This window comes from Paenibacillus sp. Root52 (assembly GCF_001426865.1).
Taxonomy (GTDB): domain Bacteria; phylum Bacillota; class Bacilli; order Paenibacillales; family Paenibacillaceae; genus Paenibacillus.
Genome location: NZ_LMFO01000004.1, coordinates 56,774 through 79,080, shown reverse-complemented (window position 1 = coordinate 79,080; position 22,307 = coordinate 56,774). Strand labels below are relative to the sequence as shown.

The following is a 22,307-nucleotide window of genomic DNA, read 5'->3' as shown; positions in this document are numbered from 1 at the left end:
TATTTATTCGTAAATGGTACCTTTTTTGAATGATGATCCTTTGAATGCGAATTTGCTGAGCAGTAGGTATGCAATACCTGCTACGACAAATCCAATGATCCAGCCGATGTCTACCAGTAGGAACGCAGCCCCAGCTCCAATTAGCATGGCTAGTAAAGCGCTCGGATTGTAGCCTTTGAATGAACCGTTGTCCAGGTAGAGCTCGGTCGTATCTACCTTTTGCCTACGTAGGATGTAGTATTCGACTAGCATGATCGCCACGATCGGACCAAGGAAAGCGGAGTAGATCAGGATGAATGTGTTTAAACCTTGAGCGGAAGAATCCTGCACGAGTACCCATGGGAAGGAGCAGAGCGCAAGTAATCCAGTAATAATGACAGATGTTTTGTATTTTAGCTTGGTGACAAGCGAGATGACATAAGCTGGCGGTACGATATTGGCGACCATGTTGACAGCGACTGCACCAATGACGATAAATGCAGATACAGCGACAGTGATATATGGATTGTCAACGATAACAGCGAACGCTTTAACGGGATTTGAAATTCCTGTTGCTGCAGCCATCATTGCGCCAATCGTGAGGACGAAGCCATATGCGATAACGATAGGAAGGAAGTAGAGCATGCTACGCTTTTTGTCACTGATGCCACTCTTAAGCTCACGGGAATAGTCACCAGCACTCAGGAAGATTGCCGCATAGTTGCCTAGGAATACCATGATGAAAGCGAAGAATGGAAGTCCCCATGTGCCTTGTGCATTTACCCAATTTTCAGTGATCGCCGTGCTGTGAGAATTGAGCAATATACTGAAGACGTAGACGAGGGCTAGCATAATAACAACAGAGGCGAGAGTCTCCACCCACTTGATCGCATGAAAGCCATAAAGTGAAAGGATAATCTGAACTGCTTGCAATACGACGAAACAAATAACAACACTGTCGAAGCTACCGCCACTGAGCACTTTGACAATTTCGTTCAGTGCGGTTCCCCCGACCCAGCTTTGGAAACCATACCAGACGATGGCAGGCACACCGCGTAAGAATGAGGAAATGATGGAACCTTTGATGCCGAATGACATACGCAATTGAACAACGTAAGGGATTCCCGTTCGATAACCGAATCGGTCGTTAATGGCAAAGATCACAGAAATGATGCCGATCGCAACCATAGCTGCCACGAACGTCTGAAATACATTGAGTGTAGCGACACCAGCGACAATGAGACTTGCTCCAAGTGTCATGTTGCCAAGGTTCACGCCATCCCCGATCCACATAAACATGTAAGCGATTGATCCAATTGTTCTTTCGCTCTCCTGCTTCGGTTTCAGGGAGTCGTCCACACTAATATTTTCTTGCAAGTGTGTCTCTTCCAGCGCTCGACCTGCCAAATTCGTAGACATATTCCGCCCCACTCCTCTTCGTATTGGGTGAGCAAGGCTGATCGTCTTCATGTAAGTACATGAACCGTTCCGACCAGTCCTTTGCCACACCACAGATAAATAAAATAATGTAAGGTAACATCACTATATTATGTAATGTAATCTCACTTCGGATTTGTTATCCTTATTTTATCACCTTATACTCACAATTCATTGACAAAAACGTAGATTATGACCGGGTTTTCTGTTCAAATTGAACAAAAAAATATTACGTTTAATGTCATGTTTTGTTGAGGAGCTAAATATGAATGCTCATGCAGACGATTTTCTATACGAAGAGATTCAGTTTTCCACCGAATTGTTCAATGTTTTCATCCCAGCAATCCGGCATTCCACCTGATCACCCATGTCAATCACGACTGAACCTGGTGTGCCTGTCAAAATGATATCTCCCGGATGTAATGTCATCACATGTGAAAGGAAAGAGATCAAGTATGCGGGCGAGAAGATCATCTGGCTAACGGTATTGTGGTGCATGACTTCGCCATTCAGTACAGTTTCGACCTTGAGATTAGGCAGATCAACGTATTCGTCAGGAGTGGAGAGGGAAGAGCCGAGGCTTAGGAACGTGTCGAAACTTTTGGCTCTTTGCATAAATCGAGGATTACGCGCATGAATCTCCTTAGCCGTCATATCGAGAGAGGTGGTATAACCGGCTACGTAATTCATAGCATCGTCCTCGCTAACATTTCTGCATGTCTGTCCAATGACGATCGCTAGCTCTGCCTCTGCAGTGACCTGTCCAGCTCCATCTGGTAGACGGATCGCTTCGCCAGAGCCAATTAGTGACGTGTCGGGTTTGAGAAAGATGACAGGCTCATCCTCAGGAGGGCGTCCAGACAGCTCGATGGCTTTTGCTAGATAATTCATGCCAACCCCAATCATTTTGCCTGGTCGGCGGTATAACACGCGGTAAGATACAGCGTCGATCGGCAGAGCAGGAAGAGCGGAGAGGCTCTCCTGTCCACCACTAACGTACCAGTCTCGCAGAGCCTGCAGTTGTTTGTTTTGCAGTAGTGCGTAAAGGTCTGTATTCCAATCTGTATTTTGTTTCTCATTCAGCCAAGTCAGTGGAATCACGCCATGATCGGACAGGAACGCTGCGTGCTCCTGTCCTTCATGTTCAATTGTTACTAGTTTCATCCGCGCACCTCTTCTATGAAGTGTTCTGCCACCCAGCGTAGTAGCTTAAGATCGGTATTGGTACCACCAATAAAGGATAGCCCGATGGGCAGTCCATCCTCGCGAATGACTGGCACGGTTACCTGAGGTAGACCCGTAAGTCCTGCGATACAAGAGAGTTGCATGGTCTTTGCTCGATAAGCCTCAGCTTGCGCACCTTGTAGCCCCAGCAGTGGAGCAGGGCCAGGAGCAGTCGGAATCGCCAGAAGTCCATCTTCGCCGAGCAGTTCAACAAGGCTACTCCGGATACGAGTGCGTAGGTCACTCTCAGTGGTGTGTGCAGACGCCTCCAGTGTACAAGCCCATTCAAATCGTTCTGCGATGCCAGGGCCGAATGTTGGACGTTCCTTTATCAACCAATCACTATGTTCAAGGGCAATTTCTAACCCTTGAAGAACGCGGAACGCCGCTGACCAGTCCGCCAAGCTCTCCGTAAGTGTTGTTAATTGGACTGAAGAGCTATCCTGCTTCCAGTTGGGAAGTTCATACAGCTTCGCAAGTAAGGTTGAACGATCGTTTTCCTCTGGTAGACTCCAAGCTTCATCTGCAATGAGGAAACGCGAGAATGTTGGTTCAACATTGGATGCGTCATATGCACCGCTTATGGCATTCGCTTCTACGCTGAATTCATCATCTTGAAAAGTTACCGATTTATTTTTCAACAGAACCTTGCCCACATCTAACAGAATCTTCGGAGACTGGCTCATCCAGCCGACCGTATCGAAGCTACGTGCGAGTGGAATGACTCCTTCCGCAGATACAGCTCCGTGCGTTGGCCGGAAGCCATACAGGCCACAGTAGGATGATGGAATACGAACGGAACCACCTGTGTCTGTGCCTATAGCGAAATCAACCAGACCTGCCGCAGCCGCAACGGCTGAACCACTTGATGATCCGCCTGGTATTCGATCTGGTGCGAGGGGGTTGATGGGTGTGCCATAGTGGGCATTTTCCCCATTCAGACTGTACATCAATTCGTCCGTCTGCGTTGTACCTGTGAGTCTTGCGCCGCTGGCTAATAAAGATAACAGAACGGGAGCAGTGGAATCCGCAGCTTCATGCGTTCGAAGCCAGTCCGGATTACCTGCTCCACTGATTACACCTTGAATATCAAAGACGTCTTTCACCGCGAACATCAGCCCGTCGAGCTTGCCCGTCCCGGTAGAAGGTAACTGAACCGTGGCATCCACAAATGCTCCCGATTGATCCTGACTTACCGACGTGATTTCTGTCTCTCTTTCTGTACCCGGTTTGAACGCCTTCGATTGATTCGCATGACTTCTCATGACTGTTCTCCTTTCGGATTCAAATTGGAATTGAGTGTGTGTCCTGAGTGATCGGATGTTGGAGTTACAAGCCTTCGAACCTTGTTCGAGGCTGGTGTCTGATCCTGTTGGGATGAACCGGAGCGAAGTCGATCCAACACTAGTGCAAGCAAAATGCCAACGAGCAGGCCGTTTCCGAGTAGCGGACGTAGCAGTGGGGGCAAGGAGGCGAAATATTCGGATGGCAATCCCATCACGATGACTCCCACGAAAAGAGGTGCTGCTGTCCGGTACAAGTTTGCTGCATCCATTCGAATCTGGCTGAAATACTGCAGTGATGAACCGAGTAATCTCAGATATGTTACTAATAATACAGCGCTCCCGATGCTGAGCGGCAGTTGTGTCAGCATGCTGCTGATCACCGGAATCAGACCGATTCCCGTAAATAGTAGACCGCCAATGACAAACGGAAGTCGGTCTCGAATACGGGTCTGTTGCAGAAAACCTACAGATGAAACGTAAGGAGCGTAGGGTACAAGCCCTAGTAGTCCCGACAGAACCGCAAGCATACCGCTAATAGTAAATGAGCGTCTGTACTGCTTGGCAGAAGCTTCTTGTTCGTAAATGTGATCCGTTCCCTTCAGTGCGCCGAATGTATTCGAGGCATTGACCAGACCGGCGATGATCGCAATCATGACAACACCTGTGTTCAGGCCATGCCATGGATCACCGAGAGGGAACCAACCCATGTCGATTGTTCCTGCGCTGGAGGTTCCGCTGTCTCTGCCGAAGATGAGTGTATATAGCACCCATCCGCCCAGAATTCCAATCAGTAACGCATACTGACCAATCGCAGGTCGGGCTTTTACGGATAAGACTGCGATGAAAACGGCCACGGCTGCTGCTAACAGAAAAACGGCTGGTTGAATCGTTGTTGCTTCGGTCGAAGATCCCGAGGAGATTCCGAGCATTCCCTCAAGAAAAATCATGTTCAGTCGGCAACCGAGAAGAAACATAAATACAGCCATCACGCCTGGTGTAAACAACTTCGATAACGGAACGGCGAGTCCGCAGACGCCGATTAGAATGGTGATGACACCTGAGATCACGATACCCACGGCTAGACTGCCACCCAGCTCCGTTAGTGAGATACCAAGCGAAGGTGCAGCCGCACTGAGGCTCAAAATAACACCCCACCACAAACCTGACTGTCCTTCCATGACCGATCTTTGATGTCCGAGTGCTGCTTGTACGACACAGGCGAGCCCTGTAAGGACAAACGAGCATTGAATTAAGAATTGGATTTTTTCTTGCGGTAATGCAAATGCCGCCCCGACCGTGATTGGAATGACGACTGTATTTGTAAATAAGAAAAAGAGCCACTGCAGCCCAGCGAGTCCCGAGCGCAGTCTAATGATATTGTTCATGTGTCACCTTCCGCTTGGAGTTTCGCCGAAACGGTCTTCGAGCAGTACAATGATGTGCCCGGCGTTCCTATAGCGAAGTCTTGTTTATGCAAAAGGATTCCGGACGTGCCGGAATCCCATTCTCTGTATCGTTCAAGTGTATGCAGCTGAACCTCTTGCGTCGTATCCTCTAAGTTGTAATGAGATTATGTTCTAGCTAAGAAGTTATAACGGAGGGGTGCAGCACCTGGGTGTGTTTTACTCATAGACGTTAAGTGCTTCCTGTACGCCGCGCCCGATGACAATCGGAGCATTATGGCGGATTAGCACGGCTTCCAGTGCGGATAGTACGAATAGTACGTTTTCCTTGCGGCAGCTATAACCCATCGTGCCGATTCTCCAGATCTGCCCATGTAGTGGGCCGAATGAGCTGGCAATCTCAATGCCGAACTGATGAAGTAGCATCTTCCGTACAGATTCACCATCAACGCCTTGTGGAATCTTCACGCAAGTTACCACAGGTAGCTTCCAAGCGACATCATTAAATAATTCTAGCCCCATGCCGCGGATGCCTGCCATCAATGCTTTTTCATGTAACTTATGACGCTCGAAGCGTTCTTCGAGTCCTTCGTCTAGCAGGATACGTAGCCCTTCACGTAACGCGTATAGCATCGACGTTGCTTCGGTATGATGGTTTAGACGGCGTGGTCCCCAGTAGTCCTGCAACTGACTCAGATCAAAGTAGTTACTGCGAATCGGATGTGCAACGTCTCGACGGTCACTGTCCAGTGCGACACCACGCTCTACCTTTTTCCGGCTTGCCAGAATCTGTTCTACCCGCTCGTTGTACGTAACTGGCGCCATACCGGAAGGTACGGATATGCACTTCTGTGTGCCGCCGATAACGGCATCGAGTTGCCACTCATCTACTTCGACTGGCGCACCACCAATGGAGGCAACCGCATCGACGACTGTCAGCACACCACGCTCGCGGCAAGCTGGGCCAATTAGATCCAGTGGCTGCATGCAGCCTGTTGAAGTTTCGCCGTGTACAATGGCTACAATCTTCGGTTGTACCCTTTTAACCTCATCAATTACGGCCTGTTGGTCGAATACTTCTCCCCAAGGGCATTCCATCAGATGCAGCTCAGCACCGTGGCGTTCGGCGATTTCTGTCAGCAGATGACCGAAACGACCGAAGATGGGTACGAGCACTTTGTCGCCAGGTTCAATTAGGCTGCACAGCACCGCTTCCAGACCTGAACGGGAAGTACCGTCAACCGGGAAAGCCCATTGGTTCTTTGTTTGGAACGTTTGTCTTAACATATCCATCGTCTCGTTCATCATTTGCGTGAACGCTGGATCGAATTGACCCAGAATCGGTGTAGCCATTGCTCGCAGGACTCTCGGATCTACTTCGACCGGCCCTGGTGTCATGATAGTTCTCAAAGGTGCATGGATTTCCCGGTATTTCGTCATCTCGTAACCGCCTCCTGAATGTATATTAATAAGCCAATTGATGTAGTAGGTCGATCAGCAGGCGTACACCGCGTTGCAAATCTTCTGTGTCGGTAAACTCCGCGGGGGAGTGGCTGATGCCGCCTCGACTTGGTACAAATAACAGTGCTGTTGGGCAATACGTTCCGAATACTTGTGAATCATGTCCCGCGCCACTGGTCATCACTTGGTATGAAATACCTTCACGCTTTAAAATGCTCTCAGTCGCCGCGTTCAGTGCTGAATCCATTGCAACTGGAGGTTCATCCATCCACTTACGGTAAGTGATGCGTGTTCCGTGTTGGGCTGCGACAGTCTCGAAATCGTTGAAGCATTCCTCGCAAAATGTTCGAATGGTCTCTGTGTCACTGTGACGTACATCTAGGCTGAAGGTGACCTCGCGTGCAATGACATTACCGACGTTGGGTTTGGCATCTAATCGTCCAACTGTGGCTACCAATCCGTCTTCATGTGAATTGGCTCGGAGCATTAATATTCGAATCAACTCAGCTGCGGTAAACATAGCATCATGCCGCCACTTCATCGGGGTAGTACCTGCATGATTGCTCTCGCCATGCACGGTGATATCGTAGCGGCGTTGTCCAACGATATGACTGACAACACCGATTGATTTCTTCTCTCGTTCCAATACTTGGCCTTGCTCAATATGCAATTCGATAAAACATTCAAGGTCACTTCGCTGGGGCTGTGGATGCTGTCCTAATCCGAACCCGACATTGTACATCGCTTGTTCAAACAGCATACCGCTCGCGTCTTTTAAATTATGAATAGCTTCGCGGCTTTTGGTGCCGGTGATATTACCTGAACCCCAATAGGTCATCGGGAAGCGGCTTCCCTCTTCTTCACAGAGTGAGACAACCTCAATGGGTTTAAGCGGCTGACCGTATTGCGTTAGCAAATATTCCACGGCAATTAGCGCAGCGACGATTCCGTAGGCTCCGTCGTATTTTCCGCCCCCTATAACTGTATCAACATGAGATCCGGTCAGTACAACCCGTGCCTCGGGGTCACGTCCAGCTGCATGCCCGAACAAGTTACCAACATCATCGTAGTGCACCTGTAGCCCGAGGTCGTTCATTTTGGCTTCAATGGCTCGTTGAGCCGCGATCCAAGCTGGGTCATAGAGTAGACGGCTCACGCCATTCCGCTCATCTTTGCCATGCGAAGCCAGCCATTCAATCATGTTTTCGACCTGCTCGGATAAGGCAGACGGCTTCGGTTGTTTGATTATCAATGCAATCTCCCCCATTCCGGCAGCATAAGCTTTCCAACCGGTGTTATATTAATTAACTTGGCATTGTGATTAATTAATCGTAGAATAAAACAAAAGGGAAATCATTCACGAAAATGTAGAAGAATAACAGGATTCATTGGACATGTTAACCAAAGGGGCGCAAGAACGATGAAAATGAATGAGCTACTGAAGCTGCCGGTGTTTGACGGAACCATCATTGTCGCAGGAGCAACGGGTTTGAACAGGGAAGTTCATACAGTCAACATGATGGATGCCCCGGATATCATTCCATACCTGAGAAAGAATGAATTACTCATTACGACAGCTTTTCACTTTAAAGACGATCTGCCAGCTCTGCTTGAACTAATCGGGGAGATGAGTCGCCAAGACTGTACTGGGCTTGGTATCAAGAGCAAACGTTACCTCGGCAACATTCCTGAATCAGCAATTCAGCTAGCTAACGAGCTGCATTTTCCTTTGATGGAGTTGCCTGTCGATCCTTCACTCGGCGATATTGTTAACAAATCACTAAGTCATATCCTCGATGTACAAACTACCGAGCTGCATAATGCCATACAGACTCACCGACAGTTCACCCAGCAGATTATGAGCGGCCAAGGCATCCCGAAGTTGCTGGATCAGTTGTCCGCTTTACTTCGCTTACCGGTTCTTCTGCTAGGCCCTTACCTTCAGCCCATCTATGGTCGATTCTCCGCGACCACCGCAGCGCATATTGAAGCATTGTTGTCTGGCGGAGGGCGTTTTCACGTAGCGCCATCCGTTTTCTCAGCGTTCTCTCTATTGAGTGAGAAGCGTGAAACACTGACATTGTTTCCGGTGTATACCCATAGACAATTACATTTTCTTTGTATAGAAGGCTTAGTTACGCCGTCTGAACGTTCGAATATTTTGACCATAGAACAGGCGACTAACGTGATTGCGTTTGAATTAATGAAGGATAATGCGCTCAGGCAGAATCGCCGCCGCATCCAGAACGAATTTTTTACTAATTTTATCGGTGGAGCATTCTCCAGTAGTGAGGAGATCGCGAGTCGGGGGCGTGAATTTGGACTGTCCAGCGAGCAGCGATATCTCTGTGCAGTTGGCAAATTCGATGGCACGGATAAAACCATCTCATTCATGCAATATAAGGCTGAGCAGGATCGGATTGCCGAACATCTTGAAGGGGAACTGACCCATTTTCGATATCCATTACATTTGTTCACTCATGATCGCGCCTACGTGCTATTAATGCCGTTGGTGGAGGAGTGGAAAACGGTTAAGCCTTTCTTTGTCGCGCTGCTAGAGCGTCTTCAGGGTAAAATTGCTGTCCATTACGGATCGGAGCTATCGTTTGGCTTCAGTAGCTACGCTCAGCCGCTTGCTCAGATCCCTGTTTCTTACAAAGAGGCCAATGAAGCTCTATACTTCGGTGGAATTGCGGGCAAAACGCGTTTTATCGAGATGTATCAGCCGAAGGAAGTTCCTGAGATTTTACGTATGATCCCCTACGAGCACTTATACAAATTCTATGCCGATACGATGCAGGGATTCGAGGATGAGACTATTAAGGATCATCATATGCTGCTTCATACGTTGTCTGTTTATCTGGAAACGCATTGTCATCTGGCTGAAACAGCGAAACGACTGTACATCCATCGCAACACAGTGATTTATCGGTTAGAGAAATGCGAGGAGATTATCGGTCGCAGTCTGAAAGATCCAGAGGAAACATTGCGTCTACGTATGGCATTCCGAATCAAGGCACTATTGCCAAAGGAAGGGATCGCAGAGGGGTGAAGCGCGGACAGGGTGACATTGATTTTTCATGTGCAATCAGATCAACCGATACTGAATTAATACTTGTTATACGAGGGGAGAACATAGCGGTATTTAAGGGACGACCCGTTAAGAGCTATGTTTTCCCTGTTTCCTCTCAAAAAGCACACTTTCAGGCTTTGTAAGCAATACCCCGTATAATCACTAGTCTCGTTTAGACAAAGGAAGCCATTTTAATACGTCTTGAATCTTCGCATCCCAATAACCCCACTCATGTGCACCTGCTTCTTCCTCATATGTCAGCTCGAAGTCTGACTGCTCGCAGGCCTTTCTAAAGGTCTGATTGTCTTCATAGAGGAAGTCTTCCGTTCCACAACACTGATAGAGTAACGGTCTTGCCCCTTGACTTGGCTCGCTCTCTTGCAGCAAATGAAGCAAATCGTTCTCTGATCCTGCTACTTGCGACCCGAAAATTCGTTTCATTTCAGCCTGCTGCATCGGAGATCCTGCATGGTTGTTGAGGTGAGCAGCCATATCGAGTGCACCGGATAAGCTAGCAGCAGCCGCATATTGTTCTGGTTTACGAAGCGCGAGCTTGAACGCACCGTAGCCGCCCATTGAAAGGCCGGCAACGAAGTTATCTTCACGTTGGTGTGATAGTGGGAAGAAGGAACGGGCGAGTGTGGGCAGTTCTTCACTAATAAATGTCCAGTAACGTCCGCCTTCAGCCATGTTCGTGTAGAAACTGCGGTGAACCTGTGGCATGACAACGGCAATACCGAGGTTAGCAACATAACGTTCAATGGATGTTCTACGTAGCCAGATGGAATCATCGTCCGAAAGACCATGTAACAAGTAGAGGGTAGGATGTAGTCCTTGTCCTGTCACATTCTGCATGCCGATCTGAGTATGCGTCTGTTGTGGCAAAATAACATGCATACTCGTGCTTAATCCAAGTGTGTCCGAATAAAAGTCACATTTAATAAGTGCCATCTAATAAAGTAACCCCTTTCATAAGTCCGATATGTAACTGATCCATCTCCAGTTCGGAAACCGAGGGATAGTAGTTCCTAGTGAAGCGTAGTATCTATTACACAGGTTATACCCAAAGCTCCCGCGATGCAATGACGAGAATGATACACGGTTGAAAACAACCTTCTTCACAACGTAACAATGTTATGTTACACTGTCTTCAATGACAAGGGGGTTCAACGATGACGGATGATTTGATCTCCAAAAAAGAACTACTAGACCTGACAGGCATTTCATATGGGCAGCTCTATCGCTGGAAACGGAAAAATCTTATTCCGGAGGAATGGTTCATCCGAAAGTCTTCATATACAGGACAGGAGACCTTTTTTCCCAAACAGCAGATTTTGCCGCGGATCGACAAGATTATCCACATGAAGGAAGGATTATCGCTGGATGAGCTGGCAGATGTATTCTCGCCATCATTAGGCGAAGTAGAGATGTCTGCCCAGCAATTAATAGACCGAAACATTGTTTCATTAGCATCTCTTGAATTGCTGACAGAAGCCGGTCGAGAGCAACCACTATATGGTTTGGAGCAGATCACGATGCTCTATGTACTTGAGAAGTTACTAATGAGTGGAGATATCACAAGACAGGAAGGTACCTTGTTGATCGAAGTGATGTCAGATCATTATTACCGATTCAGAGACAGAGCGAGTGAATTGCTGCTTATTCGCAAAATGGGTGTACCGACGTTTATGCTGGTTGGCGCAGGAGCGGAGCTTTATTTTGATCAGGGTGTAAAAGTGGTGCTGAGAATTACGCTGGCAACGTTCATGGAAGAACTGAAACTTAAATTAGGGAATGTCTGAAAAGGGGGAGAAATGCATGGAAGAGCGTCACATGAGAAATGACCTGAATGTAACGGGATCTCGCAAAACGACAGGCGGGCACTATAACCGGGTGAATATTGATGGCATGGCCAAATTGGACGGAGACTTGGATTGTACTTCGCTCAATGTGAATGGAACACTGAAAATCTATGGTGCGTTGTACACTGAGAGCATAACCGTGAATGGTATGGCTAAAGTGGAAGGAGAACTGCAGACTACTTCACTGGATGTAAATGGAACAATGGGCGTTCATGGCCCGGCTCGCGCGGAGACGACAACGGTCAATGGCATGTGTACGATTAACGGCCCGCTGGTTAGTTCTCGTGTGCGTGTGGATGGCATGACAACGATTAATGGTGCTTTGGCTACACCGGAGTTGACGGTGAACGGGAAATGCAACGTACGCGGAAGAGTGGACAGTGAGCGCATCGATATCGGCGGTATGGCCACGATTGATGGAGATGTGCAGGGCGAGACGATTAGTGTTCAAGGCAACCTCAAAGTAGGGGGGCTGTTGAACGCAGACACCGTGGAGATTCGTCTATATACGTCTTCTTCGGCTAGGGAAGTTGGCGGTGAACGGATTGATATTCGGCGTAGAGAGCGCAGTGGATTCTGGAAAGCACTTGGTTTGGGCGGGGCTCCTTCTTTTAGAGCAGAACTGATTGAGGGAGATGAGATTATGCTTGAAGATACAGAGGCCGATACTGTTCGCGGTACACGAGTTCATATTGGGCGTGGATGTAACATTAGGTTGGTCGAATATTCGGGTGACTTGTCAGTAGATCCAGAAGCAAGAATAGGTCGTGTTGAACAAATCTGATGCGATTTATGATGCGAATGGCTCGTTCACGATATATTGTTTTGGTGTAAAGCAATCGGTCCTTGGACTGATTAATGATTGCAACATTTCGGATATACTAATGCAGTCATATGAATAGATCGTGAATGGAGAGATTAAGAACGATGGCTGCAAGTAAAAACAAAATTGGATTTGTGCTGGCAGGGCTACTACTCAGCATACTTATGGCTTCAATGGATAACACCATTGTGGCTACGGCGATGGGCGATATCGTCGGCAAACTCGGCGGACTCGACAAGTTCGTTTGGGTGACCTCTGCATATATGGTTGCAGAGATGGCAGGAATGCCGATCTTCGGTAAACTGTCGGATATGTACGGACGGAAGAAGTTCTTTGTATTTGGCATCATTGTATTCATGCTTGGTTCGGCGCTGTGTGGAACAGCGACATCTATCGTGGAATTAACAATGTATAGAGCAATTCAAGGGATTGGAGCAGGCGCACTGGTACCTATTGCGTTTACGATTATGTTTGACGTTGTTGCTCCAGAGGCACGGGGCAAGCTGGGTGGATTGTTTGGTGCGGTATTTGGTCTATCCAGTGTATTTGGTCCGCTGCTTGGTGCTTACATTACGCAGTACGCGACATGGGAATGGGTATTCTATATTAACCTGCCACTCGGTTTAATTGCGTTTCTGTTTATTACTATTTGTTATAAAGAATCACATCAACATCAATCCCAGCAGATTGACTGGCTAGGTGCTGTAACACTGATTGGCGCAGTGGTCTGCCTGATCTTCGGCTTGGAATTAGGCGGCAAGACTTATGATTGGAATTCAGGACAGATTATCGGCTTGTTTGCCGGATTTATCGTGCTCACTCTGTTGTTCCTCTATGCAGAGACGCGAGCCAAGGAACCGATTATTTCCTTTAATATGTTCCGCAATCGGGTGTATTGGTCCAGCAACGTAATCGCAATGTTCAGTGGGGCGGCGTTTATTACAGCTTCAGTGTACATACCGATTTTCATTCAAGGCGTTTTGGGTGGTAAAGCGACTAACTCAGGTCTAGTTTTACTGCCAATGATGCTTGGTTCAGTCGTAACGGCCTCCCTGGGCGGGGTATTAATGACCAAAATCAAGTACCGTAATATTATGATTCCTACACTTGCACTGCTCGTGCTTGGACTTGGATTGCTTACAACGCTGGATGAGGGATCATCGCTCTGGACGATCCGCATATTCATGGTTATGGTCGGACTCGGAGTGGGTGCATCGTTCTCGGTACTTAGCAACGCGGCTATGAACGCATTTGAAGCACGGAGACGCGGAGCAGCTAGTTCTACGCTTAACTTCTTGAGATCTCTTGGCATGACGATGGGGATCACGATCTTTGGTATCGTACAGAGCCAAGTGTTTACACGTAAAATGACCGAGGCACTTGGATCAGCAGCAGAGGCTGGTGGAGCGGGTGCTGGAGAGGCTACAACCGGTGGAGGTATTCCGGACGGACTGAATTTGACAGATCCACATGCGCTGTTATCACCCGAATTAAGACAGAGTATTCCACCACAGATTCTGGAGACCATTACACATGCACTATCCTCATCTATTGTGCAGTTGTTTGCTTGGGCTGCCATTCCAGCTGCGCTCGCTCTAATCGCATCGTTCTTCATGGGCAATGAGAAGATGGTTGTGGGTGAAGAGCAAAGCGAATACACAGGCGGTCATTAACCTTTTTATTAGACAAATGAGTGAATTCGATGAAATAACAGCTGTTACCTTTTGATTATCGTTATATTGAGGGGGTAGCTATTTCATCGCAAGATAGAAAAGACACACTTCACACGTAACCGAAAGGGAGACGAGAGGTGTGTCTTTTTTTTGATATTCTTCTATTAGAAGTTATAACAACAATGTTGGAATTAAGGTTGTTTGGTATCCGAGATGCCATCCTCAACAATGGAAGGTTCTTGTTCATCAGTTACACTACTATTTCCCGGGCGAGCAATTAAGCGATTCTGTGCTTTGTACGTATCTCGTGAAATGGTTTTGGATTCGACGACTTTCCCATCCACCCGCTTTGTCCTTACAGTCTCAACAATATATCCAGGCTGCCCGTTTTGCAGCACTTGCTGAGCTCCATCAGGGAGAACGTTACTGGATACGTATTTTACCGGAACACTTAACGTTTCAATCGTACGAGATTCAAGGGCATAACTGACATTCTCCGGAAATGTACCAAAAAACTTCACGACTAACCTGTGGTTGTTGACTTCGGCATGAATAAGTAACGATTTTTCAGTGTTATTTTTGAAACGGAAGTTAATGGCTCCAGAAGCAAAGGTGGCATCCAACCCTTTCGGTAAATATTTGACCGGTAGGGAGTGATTGCGACGTTCGACGATATCAAGACCTGTAAGCAAGGCTGCATTATATATCGTGCTGGATACCTGGCAGATGCCCCCGCCGATTCCGGGCGTCAATCGACCATTCACAATGACCGGCGCTTCGCGGAAGCCGAATTCCTTCTCGGCTTTTTGAACAATTTTCTCATAATCAAAAATGGCACCTGGCTTCAGAATCATGCCGTCAATGGCTTCGGCTGCTGCGCTCACATTATGTACCCGACCCTCACTGCTATTGCCGAGCCCTGTTGAGAACTGAATGATTTTCCGTTCGATGCCCTCTGAGCGCAAGGAGTCTACCGTAACTTCAGGTTTCATCGTATACAGTGGGAGCTGAACACGGATCGAATCAGGTTTCCCCTCCAAGTCTAATGTGCTGAAATCATGAGGTAGCTTGACCTGTAATTGACGGGTAAGTTCATCCCAAGCGATGCGGCGTACACCTTTCTCCGGGATGTATTGAATCTTGTCGCTAGGCGTGATCCTGCGAACTGCGTTGGAAGGAGAACCGAAGGTTTCTTTTTCCCACGCAGGGCTCAGCTGAGATTTTAATGATGTCGCATCATATATCAGTTCTAGTGGCCAATCTTCTGCCAGATGATAACGCGCATAGGCACGTTCCCATAAGTTTCCCTCCTCCAGTTGCTTCATGGCAAGTCGGAAGCTGTTTGCATCGTACTGTGCGCCTATTTGCGCAGCTGTTAAAGTTAGTGTTTTCGCTAAGGGTTCGTCCAGTTCCAAAATGACAGGCCATTCTGCCAGCTGTTGTAACCGTTCATCCAGTTCAAGCATGACATCGGCTCGATTCATTTCTCCGATCTGCCATCCGCCTACCTGTACCTTCTGGGGTAACGACGATTGGTTCACATACATATAGATCATTCCATAGGATGCGGAACCGAATAAGAGGATCGAGAACATTGCAATGACTGCCACGTGTATTTTTTTCATAACCGTACGCTCCTTTTTACTTCTGTTGTTCCGCACTTTGTAACACTTTCTATATATATGATCCAATGTAGGAAAACTTTCGGGTACTCAATAGGTAACAAATTTGTTACAATAAACTTCATATGAATCCATGCTTCACCATCAAAAAAGGTCGAAGTGGACTTCTCCTGATGAAATTCAGGTCTTTTTAAAGGAAATGCCGGGATTGTGTCGAAATGATAATGGCTAACTATGCGAGCAGGAAGTGATGATGTGATAGAAATGCAGGACGTGTGGAAGACCTACGCCAATGGGACCCACGCTTTACAAGGGGTGTCGGTGAAGATCGACCGCAATGAATTTGTCTATATCGTCGGCCCGTCTGGCGCAGGCAAATCGACATTTATGAAATTGATGTACAGAGAAGAAGTTCCGACTAAAGGACAAATATCCATTAACGGATTTAATATCGGTAAGCTGAAACCAAGGAAAATTCCTTATGTACGCCGTAATATCGGTGTTGTATTCCAGGACTTCCGACTGCTGCCTAAGATGACGGCGTTCGAGAATGTTGCTTTTGCTATGGAAGTTATTGAAGCACCGAAGCGTCATATCAAGAAACGAGTGATGGAAGTACTTGATCTGGTGGGACTGCGTAGCAAAGCTAATCGTGAGCCTTCGCAGCTCTCAGGTGGGGAACAGCAGCGTATTGCCATCGCACGGGCGATTGTGAATAATCCGTCGGTTATTATCGCGGACGAGCCTACAGGTAACCTTGATCCAGAGACGTCATGGGGAATTATGCAACTGCTGGATGAGATCAATTTCCGAGGAACAACAATCGTCATGGCAACCCATAACAAAGATATCGTAAATACGATGCGGAAACGGGTTATTGCCATTGAACGTGGACAGATCGTACGGGATCAGATGAGAGGAGAATACGGTTATGAATTTTAGTACTCTCTTGCGCCATTTGCGGGAGGGATTCAAAAACGTATTCCGCAACGGCTGGATGTCTGTGGCCTCCATCATGTCCATCATCGTATCACTGCTTATTCTTGGTGTATTTATGCTATTGGTATTGAATGTGAATTCTATGGCAAACCAAGTGGACAGTCAGGTGGAGATCAGCACGTTTCTTGAACTGAATGTGGACGAGCAGTTACGCAACACACTCGAACAAGAAATCAGCGCCATGCCTGAAGTAAGTGAAATTCGCTTTGTCTCCAAGGAAGATGGACTAAAAGAGTTTCGTGAACGTCTCGGAGACAGCGCAGATAATGTACTTAGCGGTTTCGATGTGGATAATAACCCACTGCCGGAGACCATTGAAGTTGAGGTCATTGAACCGGAAACCGTTACTTTTGTAGCGCAAAAAATCGAAGCATTGAACGAGAAACACCCGGAGAAGCCGATCATGAAAGTGAATTATGGCAAGGAAACGGTGGAGGTATTGTTCAAATTTACGAAGCTGGTTCGTAACATCGGATTTATCTTCGTTGGGGGACTGGGTCTGATGTCCATGTTCCTGATCTCGAATACGATTCGCGTAACGATTCTTGCCCGTCGCCGAGAGATCGGCATCATGAAGTTGGTTGGGGCAACCAATACGTTCATTCGTTGGCCGTTCTTCATTGAAGGCGCGCTGATCGGACTGATTGGTTCAGCGGTTACAGTAGCCGTACTCTTCTTTGGGTACAGTCGTCTTATGGCGACCATTGGTCAGGATGTATTTATGCAGATGCTTAACCTTGTTCCGCTTGGAGATATCTGGGTGCTCTTCGCAACCTTATTGATCGGGCTAGGGGTATTGGTAGGCATACTGGGCAGTACGCTGTCCATCCGTAAGTCCCTTAACGTTTAGACCTACGTGTACCACGTAGAATGTTGAACGTTCGCAAACTAGAATGGCATAGCAGGTTCACAAAATGGAGCTGTTTGACGATATGTAGGAGAGACCGAATTTCTTAAGATGAAAGAAAGCATAGAACATGTTTGTTCACCGCCTGTGCAGGTTGCTTTCTTGTGAATTCATAGGATGGGAGATCGACATTTTGAAAAAAACCGCTTCGCTGCTAGCTTTTACATTGTTAGCTAGCTTAACGTTTCAACCTTCGGACGGATATGCTAAGAGTAGCATCAGTGACATCGATCAGCAGATTCAACAACTAGAGAACAAGGCGGCCTCAGCCAAACAAGAGCAGAAAAAGGCCGCTGCCAACAAAAAGGAAGCTCAGCATTACAAAAACAAAACGAATGCTTACCTGAAGGTTGTTATGGAGCAGATTAATGTCGTTAGTGATGAACTCGCAAACGTCTCACTGCAGATTGAGAATACCGAAGAAGATCTACGTACTACGAAGAAAGATCTTCAAGCTGCAGAGGAACGGATCGTAGCCAGAGAGAAATTGTTGGAATCTCGTGTACGTCTCATGTATACCGATGGTGCTGTATCCTATCTGGATGTATTATTGTCTTCCACAAGCTTCTCTGATTTCTTAACTCGTGCAGACTCGCTAAAAACAATCGTGGATCAGGATCAGCATCTGCTTGATGAACATAAGAAAGACAAGCAGCTCGTTGTAGACAAAAAGGCAGAACTGGATCAGCAGTATGCTGAAGCTAAGAGCCTTTATGCTCAGAAGAAGCAGCGTAAATCGCAGTTGAATGAGAAAGAGCAAGAGAAGCAAGTGCTTTTGGCTTCCTATGATGCTAAAATTGAAGAGTCCGAGGAATTAACGCAAGAGCAAGAAGATGTGCTGATGCAGATTGCTAGCAAACGTTCGGCTCTGTTGCAGGAGAAAAATATATTGCGCGAGGAGCAGGCCGCAGCCGCAGCCAAAGCCAAAGCAGAGGCCGCAGCTCGTGCAGCTGCCGCAGCCAAAGCAGCAGCCAAGAATCCGACTAGAGTTAGCATGGATAGTAGCAGTGAGGTTACGTATTCATCAGGTAACGGAATTTTCTCTAGACCGGTATCGGGAGGACGTATTTCTTCCCCGTTTGGCCCTCGTACCCATCCAATTACGGGTGTAGTCGGTAAAATGCATAATGGTGTGGATTTTGCTGTTCCAGTCGGTACTTCTGTTCATGCAGCCTCTGGCGGAATCGTTATTATGGCTGAATGGTACAGTGGTTATGGTTATACCGTTATAGTGGATCATGGTGGTGGACTATGGACACTCTATGGTCACTTGCGTGAGGGTGGATTCAAAGTGAGCAAGGGCGACACGGTGAGCAAAGGTGATACCATTGCAGAGTCAGGAAATACAGGGAACTCCACAGGACCTCACTTGCACTTTGAAGTACGAGATAATGGTACAGCAGTAAATCCGATGAACTATTTGTAATAACGTGACGCATTGACCGAATGGAATAAACATATTCCGTACAAGCTAGACATATACTAAGTTGGCATGTTCAGGAATTGGACTTCGATGATCCATGAACTTAGAATGGTTCATAACTAAAGGCGGTGACAAACGGATGATGAAAAAAAGATCGGCGCTGCTGCTTGTCATTGGAGCACTACTCGGAGGAAGCTTACTCACATTGGTGTTAATGAGTTTTCCCGGTATGGCTAGCCCAACGACTCCAGGTGAAGGCCTGTTAGCCAGTGTGACAGGTAATACGCAGCAGAAGAACGAGCTGAAGAAGATTGAAACCGCGATGGATTTGATCTCAAAAAACTATTATAAAGACGTGGATCGTACCAAACTGATCGATGGTGCGATCAACGGAATGATGGAATCGCTCGGAGATCCATACTCCAATTATATGGGGCAGGAAACAGCAGCTCAGTTCGAGGAATCTATAGAGGGTTCATTTACTGGAATTGGTGCAGAGGTTTCGTCTCAGGACGGAAACGTGGTTGTTGTATCTCCGATCAAAGGATCACCGGCAGAGAAAGCTGGTATTCGGGCAAAAGATATCATCATGTCTGTCAACGGTGAAACGTTGCAAGGTCTAGAGCTAAATAAGGCTGTTAACAAAATCAGAGGCCCAAAAGGTAGTGAAGCTAAGGTACAGGTTAAACGTGCTGGATCTACCGAGCCGATTGAATTTGTTATTGTTCGGGACGACATTGATTTGGAGACGATCTATGCCCACATGGAGGATAATGGGGTGGGGGTTATCACCATCACACAATTCTCATTAAATACGGGTGAACGCTTCAAGGAAGAGCTAGCTAAGCTTGAGAAGCAGAACATGAAGGGTCTGATCATTGACGTACGAAATGATCCAGGCGGTGTGCTGCAAGTCGTGATCGAGATTGCCGAGCAGTTTGTTCCAAAAGGTAAGGTTATCGTTCAGGTTGAAGACAAGAATGGCAAGAAGGAACAAAGTAAGTCGAATGGCTCAGGTAAATCTTATCCGATCACTGTCCTGATGAATAAGGGTAGTGCAAGTGCATCAGAGATCTTGGCTGGAGCATTGCAACAATCCGCAGGCGCAACCTTGATCGGTGAGAACTCCTTTGGTAAAGGTACAGTACAGACGAGTTATGATAAGCAAATGGGTGATGGCAGCTTGCTGAAGATCACCATTGCAAAATGGCTCACGCCGAATGGAGATTGGATTCATGAGAAAGGCATCAAACCGGACATTGCGGTGAATCAACCGGATTACTTCTCGGTAGCACCGATAAATAAAGAGAAATTACCACTCAAATACGACAGCAATAGCACGGATGTGAAAAGTGCGCAGACGATGCTGAGAGGACTTGAATTCAAGCCAGATCGTGTGGATGGATACTATGACCAGAAGACAGAAGAAGCGGTCAAAGCATTCCAGAAACAAAAAGGCATTCAGGCAACAGGCGAGATTGATGAAAAAACCGCGGAATCTCTAGAAGCGGCTCTGATTGAACGCATTGCCAATCCTCAATATGATGCACAGCTGAAGCGCGCGATCGAAAATGTCTCAAAGGATATTTCGGCTGCTGTGTCGAAGCCATAAAGAAGGCTGATTTTCAGCCTTCTTTTTTTCTGAACCGGCTGAAGGAGAGGAGTGACCGTCCACAATGGAATGGGCTTGGCCATGGTTAACTACATTAGGGGAAGCATTGTTGCAGTTGTTTATTCAGCCGTTTTATTATATTGCGGTAATCTTGGTTGCACTCGTCTATCATCGTCAATTGTTACAAGAGCGTAAGTTATTTCACGTTCGTCTACAAAGTTCAATTACTCAGACGATCCGAACCGTGCTGGGAGGGATCCTACTCGGTGTAATCGTCTCGATCATTTCTTTGTTCCTTGGAGCGCATCTTACGCTGGGTAGTGTAATATGCATATGGGTAGCTACTATACTCTTAGCATTATTCCGGATTCGGTACTTATGCTTCGCGTACGCGGCTGGATTACTCGGTGTGGTACAGTTTGGCTTGAGCCTGGCTTCTAACTGGCAACCATCTGGATGGCTGGGCAGTTCTACGGATGCAATTAGAGCATTAGATATGCCTGCACTCCTTGTGTTGGCTGCGCTTCTACATCTCGGGGAAGCAATGTTGTTAAGGATGCAGGGTGTTGCAATGGCATCACCACTACTCTTTGAAGGTAAACGAGGCAAGCTGGTCGGCGGGTATCAGTTGCTACATTTTTGGCCTATTCCGCTGCTAATCCTTGTACCGGTGACGGGGAGTGGTGCAGAGCTAGCATGGAATCCGCTCATGAACGCAGGGAATGGATACATGCTGGCGGCTCTACCTATCATGCTGGGATTCGGCGAAGTGACCCAGAGCATGCTGCCGGGACAGAAAGTGCAGATCTCTGCCAAAAGGCTTCTGATCTACGGGACAAGCCTTCTAGGACTAAGCCTTCTGGCTGCATGGTGGTCAACATTCATGGTCGTTGCAGCTTTGGCTGCGTTTATTGGACATGAATTGTTGGTATGGTATAGCAGTTTTGAAGAACAGCATCGGAGTCCAGTGTTTGTACACCCTGAACATGGTCTGAAAGTGCTCGGCGTTATTCCGGATAGCCCAGCTGCTGAACTAGGTATTGAAGCAGGGGAGACCATCTATAAGGCGAATGGGGTAATGGTTCATTCCCCTGAGGAATTACACCGTGCCTTGCGTATGAACTCAGCCTTCTGTAAGCTGGAGGTTCGTAATCACCAAGGAGAGAGCAAGTTCATGCAACGTGCCATCTATGAAGGCGAGCATCATCAGCTTGGAATCATTATGGCTCCAGATAATCATGAGGCCTGGGCAGTTCAACTTCGGCAGCATTCTCTGTTCCATATTGTAAGTCTTAAGATTTTCGCTCGTCGCAAAGCTCAGCGCAGCGAAGGGGCACCACTTGCTCTGCCTGCTCCTACGACAGGAGAATCTAGTTCTGTAGAGATGTAATTGATAACAAGGGTATTTCCACAGCCTTCATAGGTCTGGTGTGGAAATACCCTTTTTGATTTTTCTCCGAAAACTCATCTGTTTCTGTGTTGCTGAAGATCATACTTTTGAGATGAAAATGGTTTAATTCCTC

17 protein-coding genes are annotated in these 22,307 nt (G+C 47.2%); 9 read left to right on the top strand and 8 right to left on the bottom strand.

The features are described 5' to 3' along the window. Positions 1-3: 3 nt before the first annotated feature. The 6 genes from ASD24_RS07145 to allC all read right to left on the bottom strand — a co-directional run bounded on the left by ASD24_RS07145 (position 4) and on the right by allC (position 8,039). Positions 4-1,398, bottom strand: a complete 1,395-nt coding sequence (locus ASD24_RS07145; protein ID WP_056693669.1) for an NCS1 family transporter — start codon at positions 1,396-1,398, stop codon at positions 4-6. A 321-nt stretch (positions 1,399-1,719) separates the two neighbouring features. Then, positions 1,720-2,580, bottom strand: coding sequence for a fumarylacetoacetate hydrolase family protein (locus ASD24_RS07140; protein WP_056693665.1), 861 nt, complete (start codon positions 2,578-2,580; stop codon positions 1,720-1,722). After that, entirely contained in the window at positions 2,577-3,905 is a 1,329-nt protein-coding gene (locus ASD24_RS07135) for an amidase family protein (protein WP_082560319.1), read from the bottom strand. The genes ASD24_RS07140 and ASD24_RS07135 overlap by 4 nt, the downstream gene beginning before the upstream one ends. Further along, entirely contained in the window at positions 3,902-5,311 is a 1,410-nt protein-coding gene (locus tag ASD24_RS07130; RefSeq protein ID WP_056693664.1) for a uracil/xanthine transporter, read from the bottom strand. The genes ASD24_RS07135 and ASD24_RS07130 overlap by 4 nt, the downstream gene beginning before the upstream one ends. 237 nt (positions 5,312-5,548) lie before the next feature. Further along, positions 5,549-6,769 carry a pyridoxal-phosphate-dependent aminotransferase family protein gene (locus ASD24_RS07125; protein ID WP_056693661.1) on the bottom strand — a complete coding sequence of 407 codons (1,221 nt, stop codon included), beginning with the start codon at positions 6,767-6,769 and terminating at the stop codon, positions 5,549-5,551. Between the two features lie 25 nt (positions 6,770-6,794). Continuing rightward, on the bottom strand, positions 6,795-8,039 hold the full coding sequence (gene allC / locus ASD24_RS07120) for an allantoate deiminase (RefSeq protein WP_082560323.1): 1,245 nt from the start codon (positions 8,037-8,039) through the stop codon (positions 6,795-6,797). Between the two features lie 171 nt (positions 8,040-8,210). Here allC and ASD24_RS07115 point away from each other — a divergent pair, with 171 nt between their 5' ends. Beyond that, a complete protein-coding gene (locus ASD24_RS07115; RefSeq protein WP_056693654.1) occupies positions 8,211-9,842 on the top strand; it encodes a PucR family transcriptional regulator in 1,632 nt (543 codons plus the stop codon). A gap of 183 nt (positions 9,843-10,025) precedes the next feature. On the opposite strand, the gene ASD24_RS07110 is transcribed toward ASD24_RS07115, so the two are convergent. Further along, on the bottom strand, positions 10,026-10,814 hold the full coding sequence (locus tag ASD24_RS07110) for an alpha/beta hydrolase (protein ID WP_056693651.1): 789 nt from the start codon (positions 10,812-10,814) through the stop codon (positions 10,026-10,028). 221 nt (positions 10,815-11,035) lie between these two features. Between ASD24_RS07110 and ASD24_RS07105 the strand changes: the two genes are divergently transcribed. The 3 genes from ASD24_RS07105 to ASD24_RS07095 all read left to right on the top strand — a co-directional run bounded on the left by ASD24_RS07105 (position 11,036) and on the right by ASD24_RS07095 (position 14,221). Then, positions 11,036-11,665, top strand: coding sequence for a YhbD family protein (locus tag ASD24_RS07105; protein WP_056693649.1), 630 nt, complete (start codon positions 11,036-11,038; stop codon positions 11,663-11,665). Positions 11,666-11,681: 16 nt separating this feature from the next. Continuing rightward, positions 11,682-12,509: a polymer-forming cytoskeletal protein gene (locus ASD24_RS07100; RefSeq protein WP_056693646.1), complete on the top strand. Its 828-nt coding sequence runs from the start codon at positions 11,682-11,684 to the stop codon at positions 12,507-12,509. Positions 12,510-12,652: 143 nt separating this feature from the next. Next, positions 12,653-14,221 (top strand): MDR family MFS transporter, encoded by a 1,569-nt coding sequence (locus ASD24_RS07095; RefSeq protein ID WP_056693643.1) that lies wholly within the window; start codon positions 12,653-12,655, stop codon positions 14,219-14,221. Between the two features lie 191 nt (positions 14,222-14,412). On the opposite strand, the gene ASD24_RS07090 is transcribed toward ASD24_RS07095, so the two are convergent. Further along, positions 14,413-15,846, bottom strand: a complete 1,434-nt coding sequence (locus ASD24_RS07090) for a VanW family protein (RefSeq protein ID WP_056693639.1) — start codon at positions 15,844-15,846, stop codon at positions 14,413-14,415. A gap of 252 nt (positions 15,847-16,098) precedes the next feature. Here ASD24_RS07090 and ftsE point away from each other — a divergent pair, with 252 nt between their 5' ends. From ftsE to ASD24_RS07065, 5 genes are all read left to right on the top strand, one after another. Beyond that, positions 16,099-16,785 (top strand): cell division ATP-binding protein FtsE, encoded by a 687-nt coding sequence (ftsE, locus tag ASD24_RS07085; protein ID WP_056693908.1) that lies wholly within the window; start codon positions 16,099-16,101, stop codon positions 16,783-16,785. Next, the gene (ftsX, locus tag ASD24_RS07080) at positions 16,775-17,692 is read left to right on the top strand and encodes a permease-like cell division protein FtsX (RefSeq protein ID WP_056693638.1); all 918 of its coding nucleotides are present in this window, start codon (positions 16,775-16,777) and stop codon (positions 17,690-17,692) included. Before ftsE ends, ftsX begins: the two co-directional genes overlap by 11 nt. Before the next feature lie 190 nt (positions 17,693-17,882). Further along, a complete protein-coding gene (locus ASD24_RS07075; protein WP_056693635.1) occupies positions 17,883-19,175 on the top strand; it encodes a murein hydrolase activator EnvC family protein in 1,293 nt (430 codons plus the stop codon). A gap of 136 nt (positions 19,176-19,311) precedes the next feature. Further along, positions 19,312-20,784, top strand: a complete 1,473-nt coding sequence (locus tag ASD24_RS07070) for a S41 family peptidase (protein WP_056693634.1) — start codon at positions 19,312-19,314, stop codon at positions 20,782-20,784. Positions 20,785-20,848: 64 nt separating this feature from the next. After that, positions 20,849-22,174 carry a PDZ domain-containing protein gene (locus ASD24_RS07065; protein ID WP_056693631.1) on the top strand — a complete coding sequence of 442 codons (1,326 nt, stop codon included), beginning with the start codon at positions 20,849-20,851 and terminating at the stop codon, positions 22,172-22,174. The last annotated feature ends 133 nt before the right edge of the window (positions 22,175-22,307 follow it).

Excerpts from the sequence above, each read along its gene's own strand:
- ASD24_RS07105 (WP_056693649.1), top strand. The coding sequence starts at position 11,036 with ATGACGGATGATTTGATCTCCAAAAAAGAACTACTAGACCTGACAGGC.
- ASD24_RS07125 (WP_056693661.1), bottom strand. The coding sequence starts at position 6,769 with ATGACGAAATACCGGGAAATCCATGCACCTTTGAGAACTATCATGACA.
- ASD24_RS07100 (WP_056693646.1), top strand. The coding sequence starts at position 11,682 with ATGGAAGAGCGTCACATGAGAAATGACCTGAATGTAACGGGATCTCGC.
- ftsX (WP_056693638.1), top strand. The coding sequence starts at position 16,775 with ATGAATTTTAGTACTCTCTTGCGCCATTTGCGGGAGGGATTCAAAAAC.
- ASD24_RS07070 (WP_056693634.1), top strand. The coding sequence starts at position 19,312 with ATGATGAAAAAAAGATCGGCGCTGCTGCTTGTCATTGGAGCACTACTC.
- ASD24_RS07130 (WP_056693664.1), bottom strand. The coding sequence starts at position 5,311 with ATGAACAATATCATTAGACTGCGCTCGGGACTCGCTGGGCTGCAGTGG.
- ASD24_RS07110 (WP_056693651.1), bottom strand. The coding sequence starts at position 10,814 with ATGGCACTTATTAAATGTGACTTTTATTCGGACACACTTGGATTAAGC.
- ASD24_RS07090 (WP_056693639.1), bottom strand. The coding sequence starts at position 15,846 with ATGAAAAAAATACACGTGGCAGTCATTGCAATGTTCTCGATCCTCTTA.
- ASD24_RS07140 (WP_056693665.1), bottom strand. The coding sequence starts at position 2,580 with ATGAAACTAGTAACAATTGAACATGAAGGACAGGAGCACGCAGCGTTC.
- ASD24_RS07135 (WP_082560319.1), bottom strand. The coding sequence starts at position 3,905 with ATGAGAAGTCATGCGAATCAATCGAAGGCGTTCAAACCGGGTACAGAA.
- ASD24_RS07065 (WP_056693631.1), top strand. The coding sequence starts at position 20,849 with ATGGAATGGGCTTGGCCATGGTTAACTACATTAGGGGAAGCATTGTTG.
- ASD24_RS07145 (WP_056693669.1), bottom strand. The coding sequence starts at position 1,398 with ATGTCTACGAATTTGGCAGGTCGAGCGCTGGAAGAGACACACTTGCAA.
- ASD24_RS07095 (WP_056693643.1), top strand. The coding sequence starts at position 12,653 with ATGGCTGCAAGTAAAAACAAAATTGGATTTGTGCTGGCAGGGCTACTA.
- ASD24_RS07115 (WP_056693654.1), top strand. The coding sequence starts at position 8,211 with ATGAAAATGAATGAGCTACTGAAGCTGCCGGTGTTTGACGGAACCATC.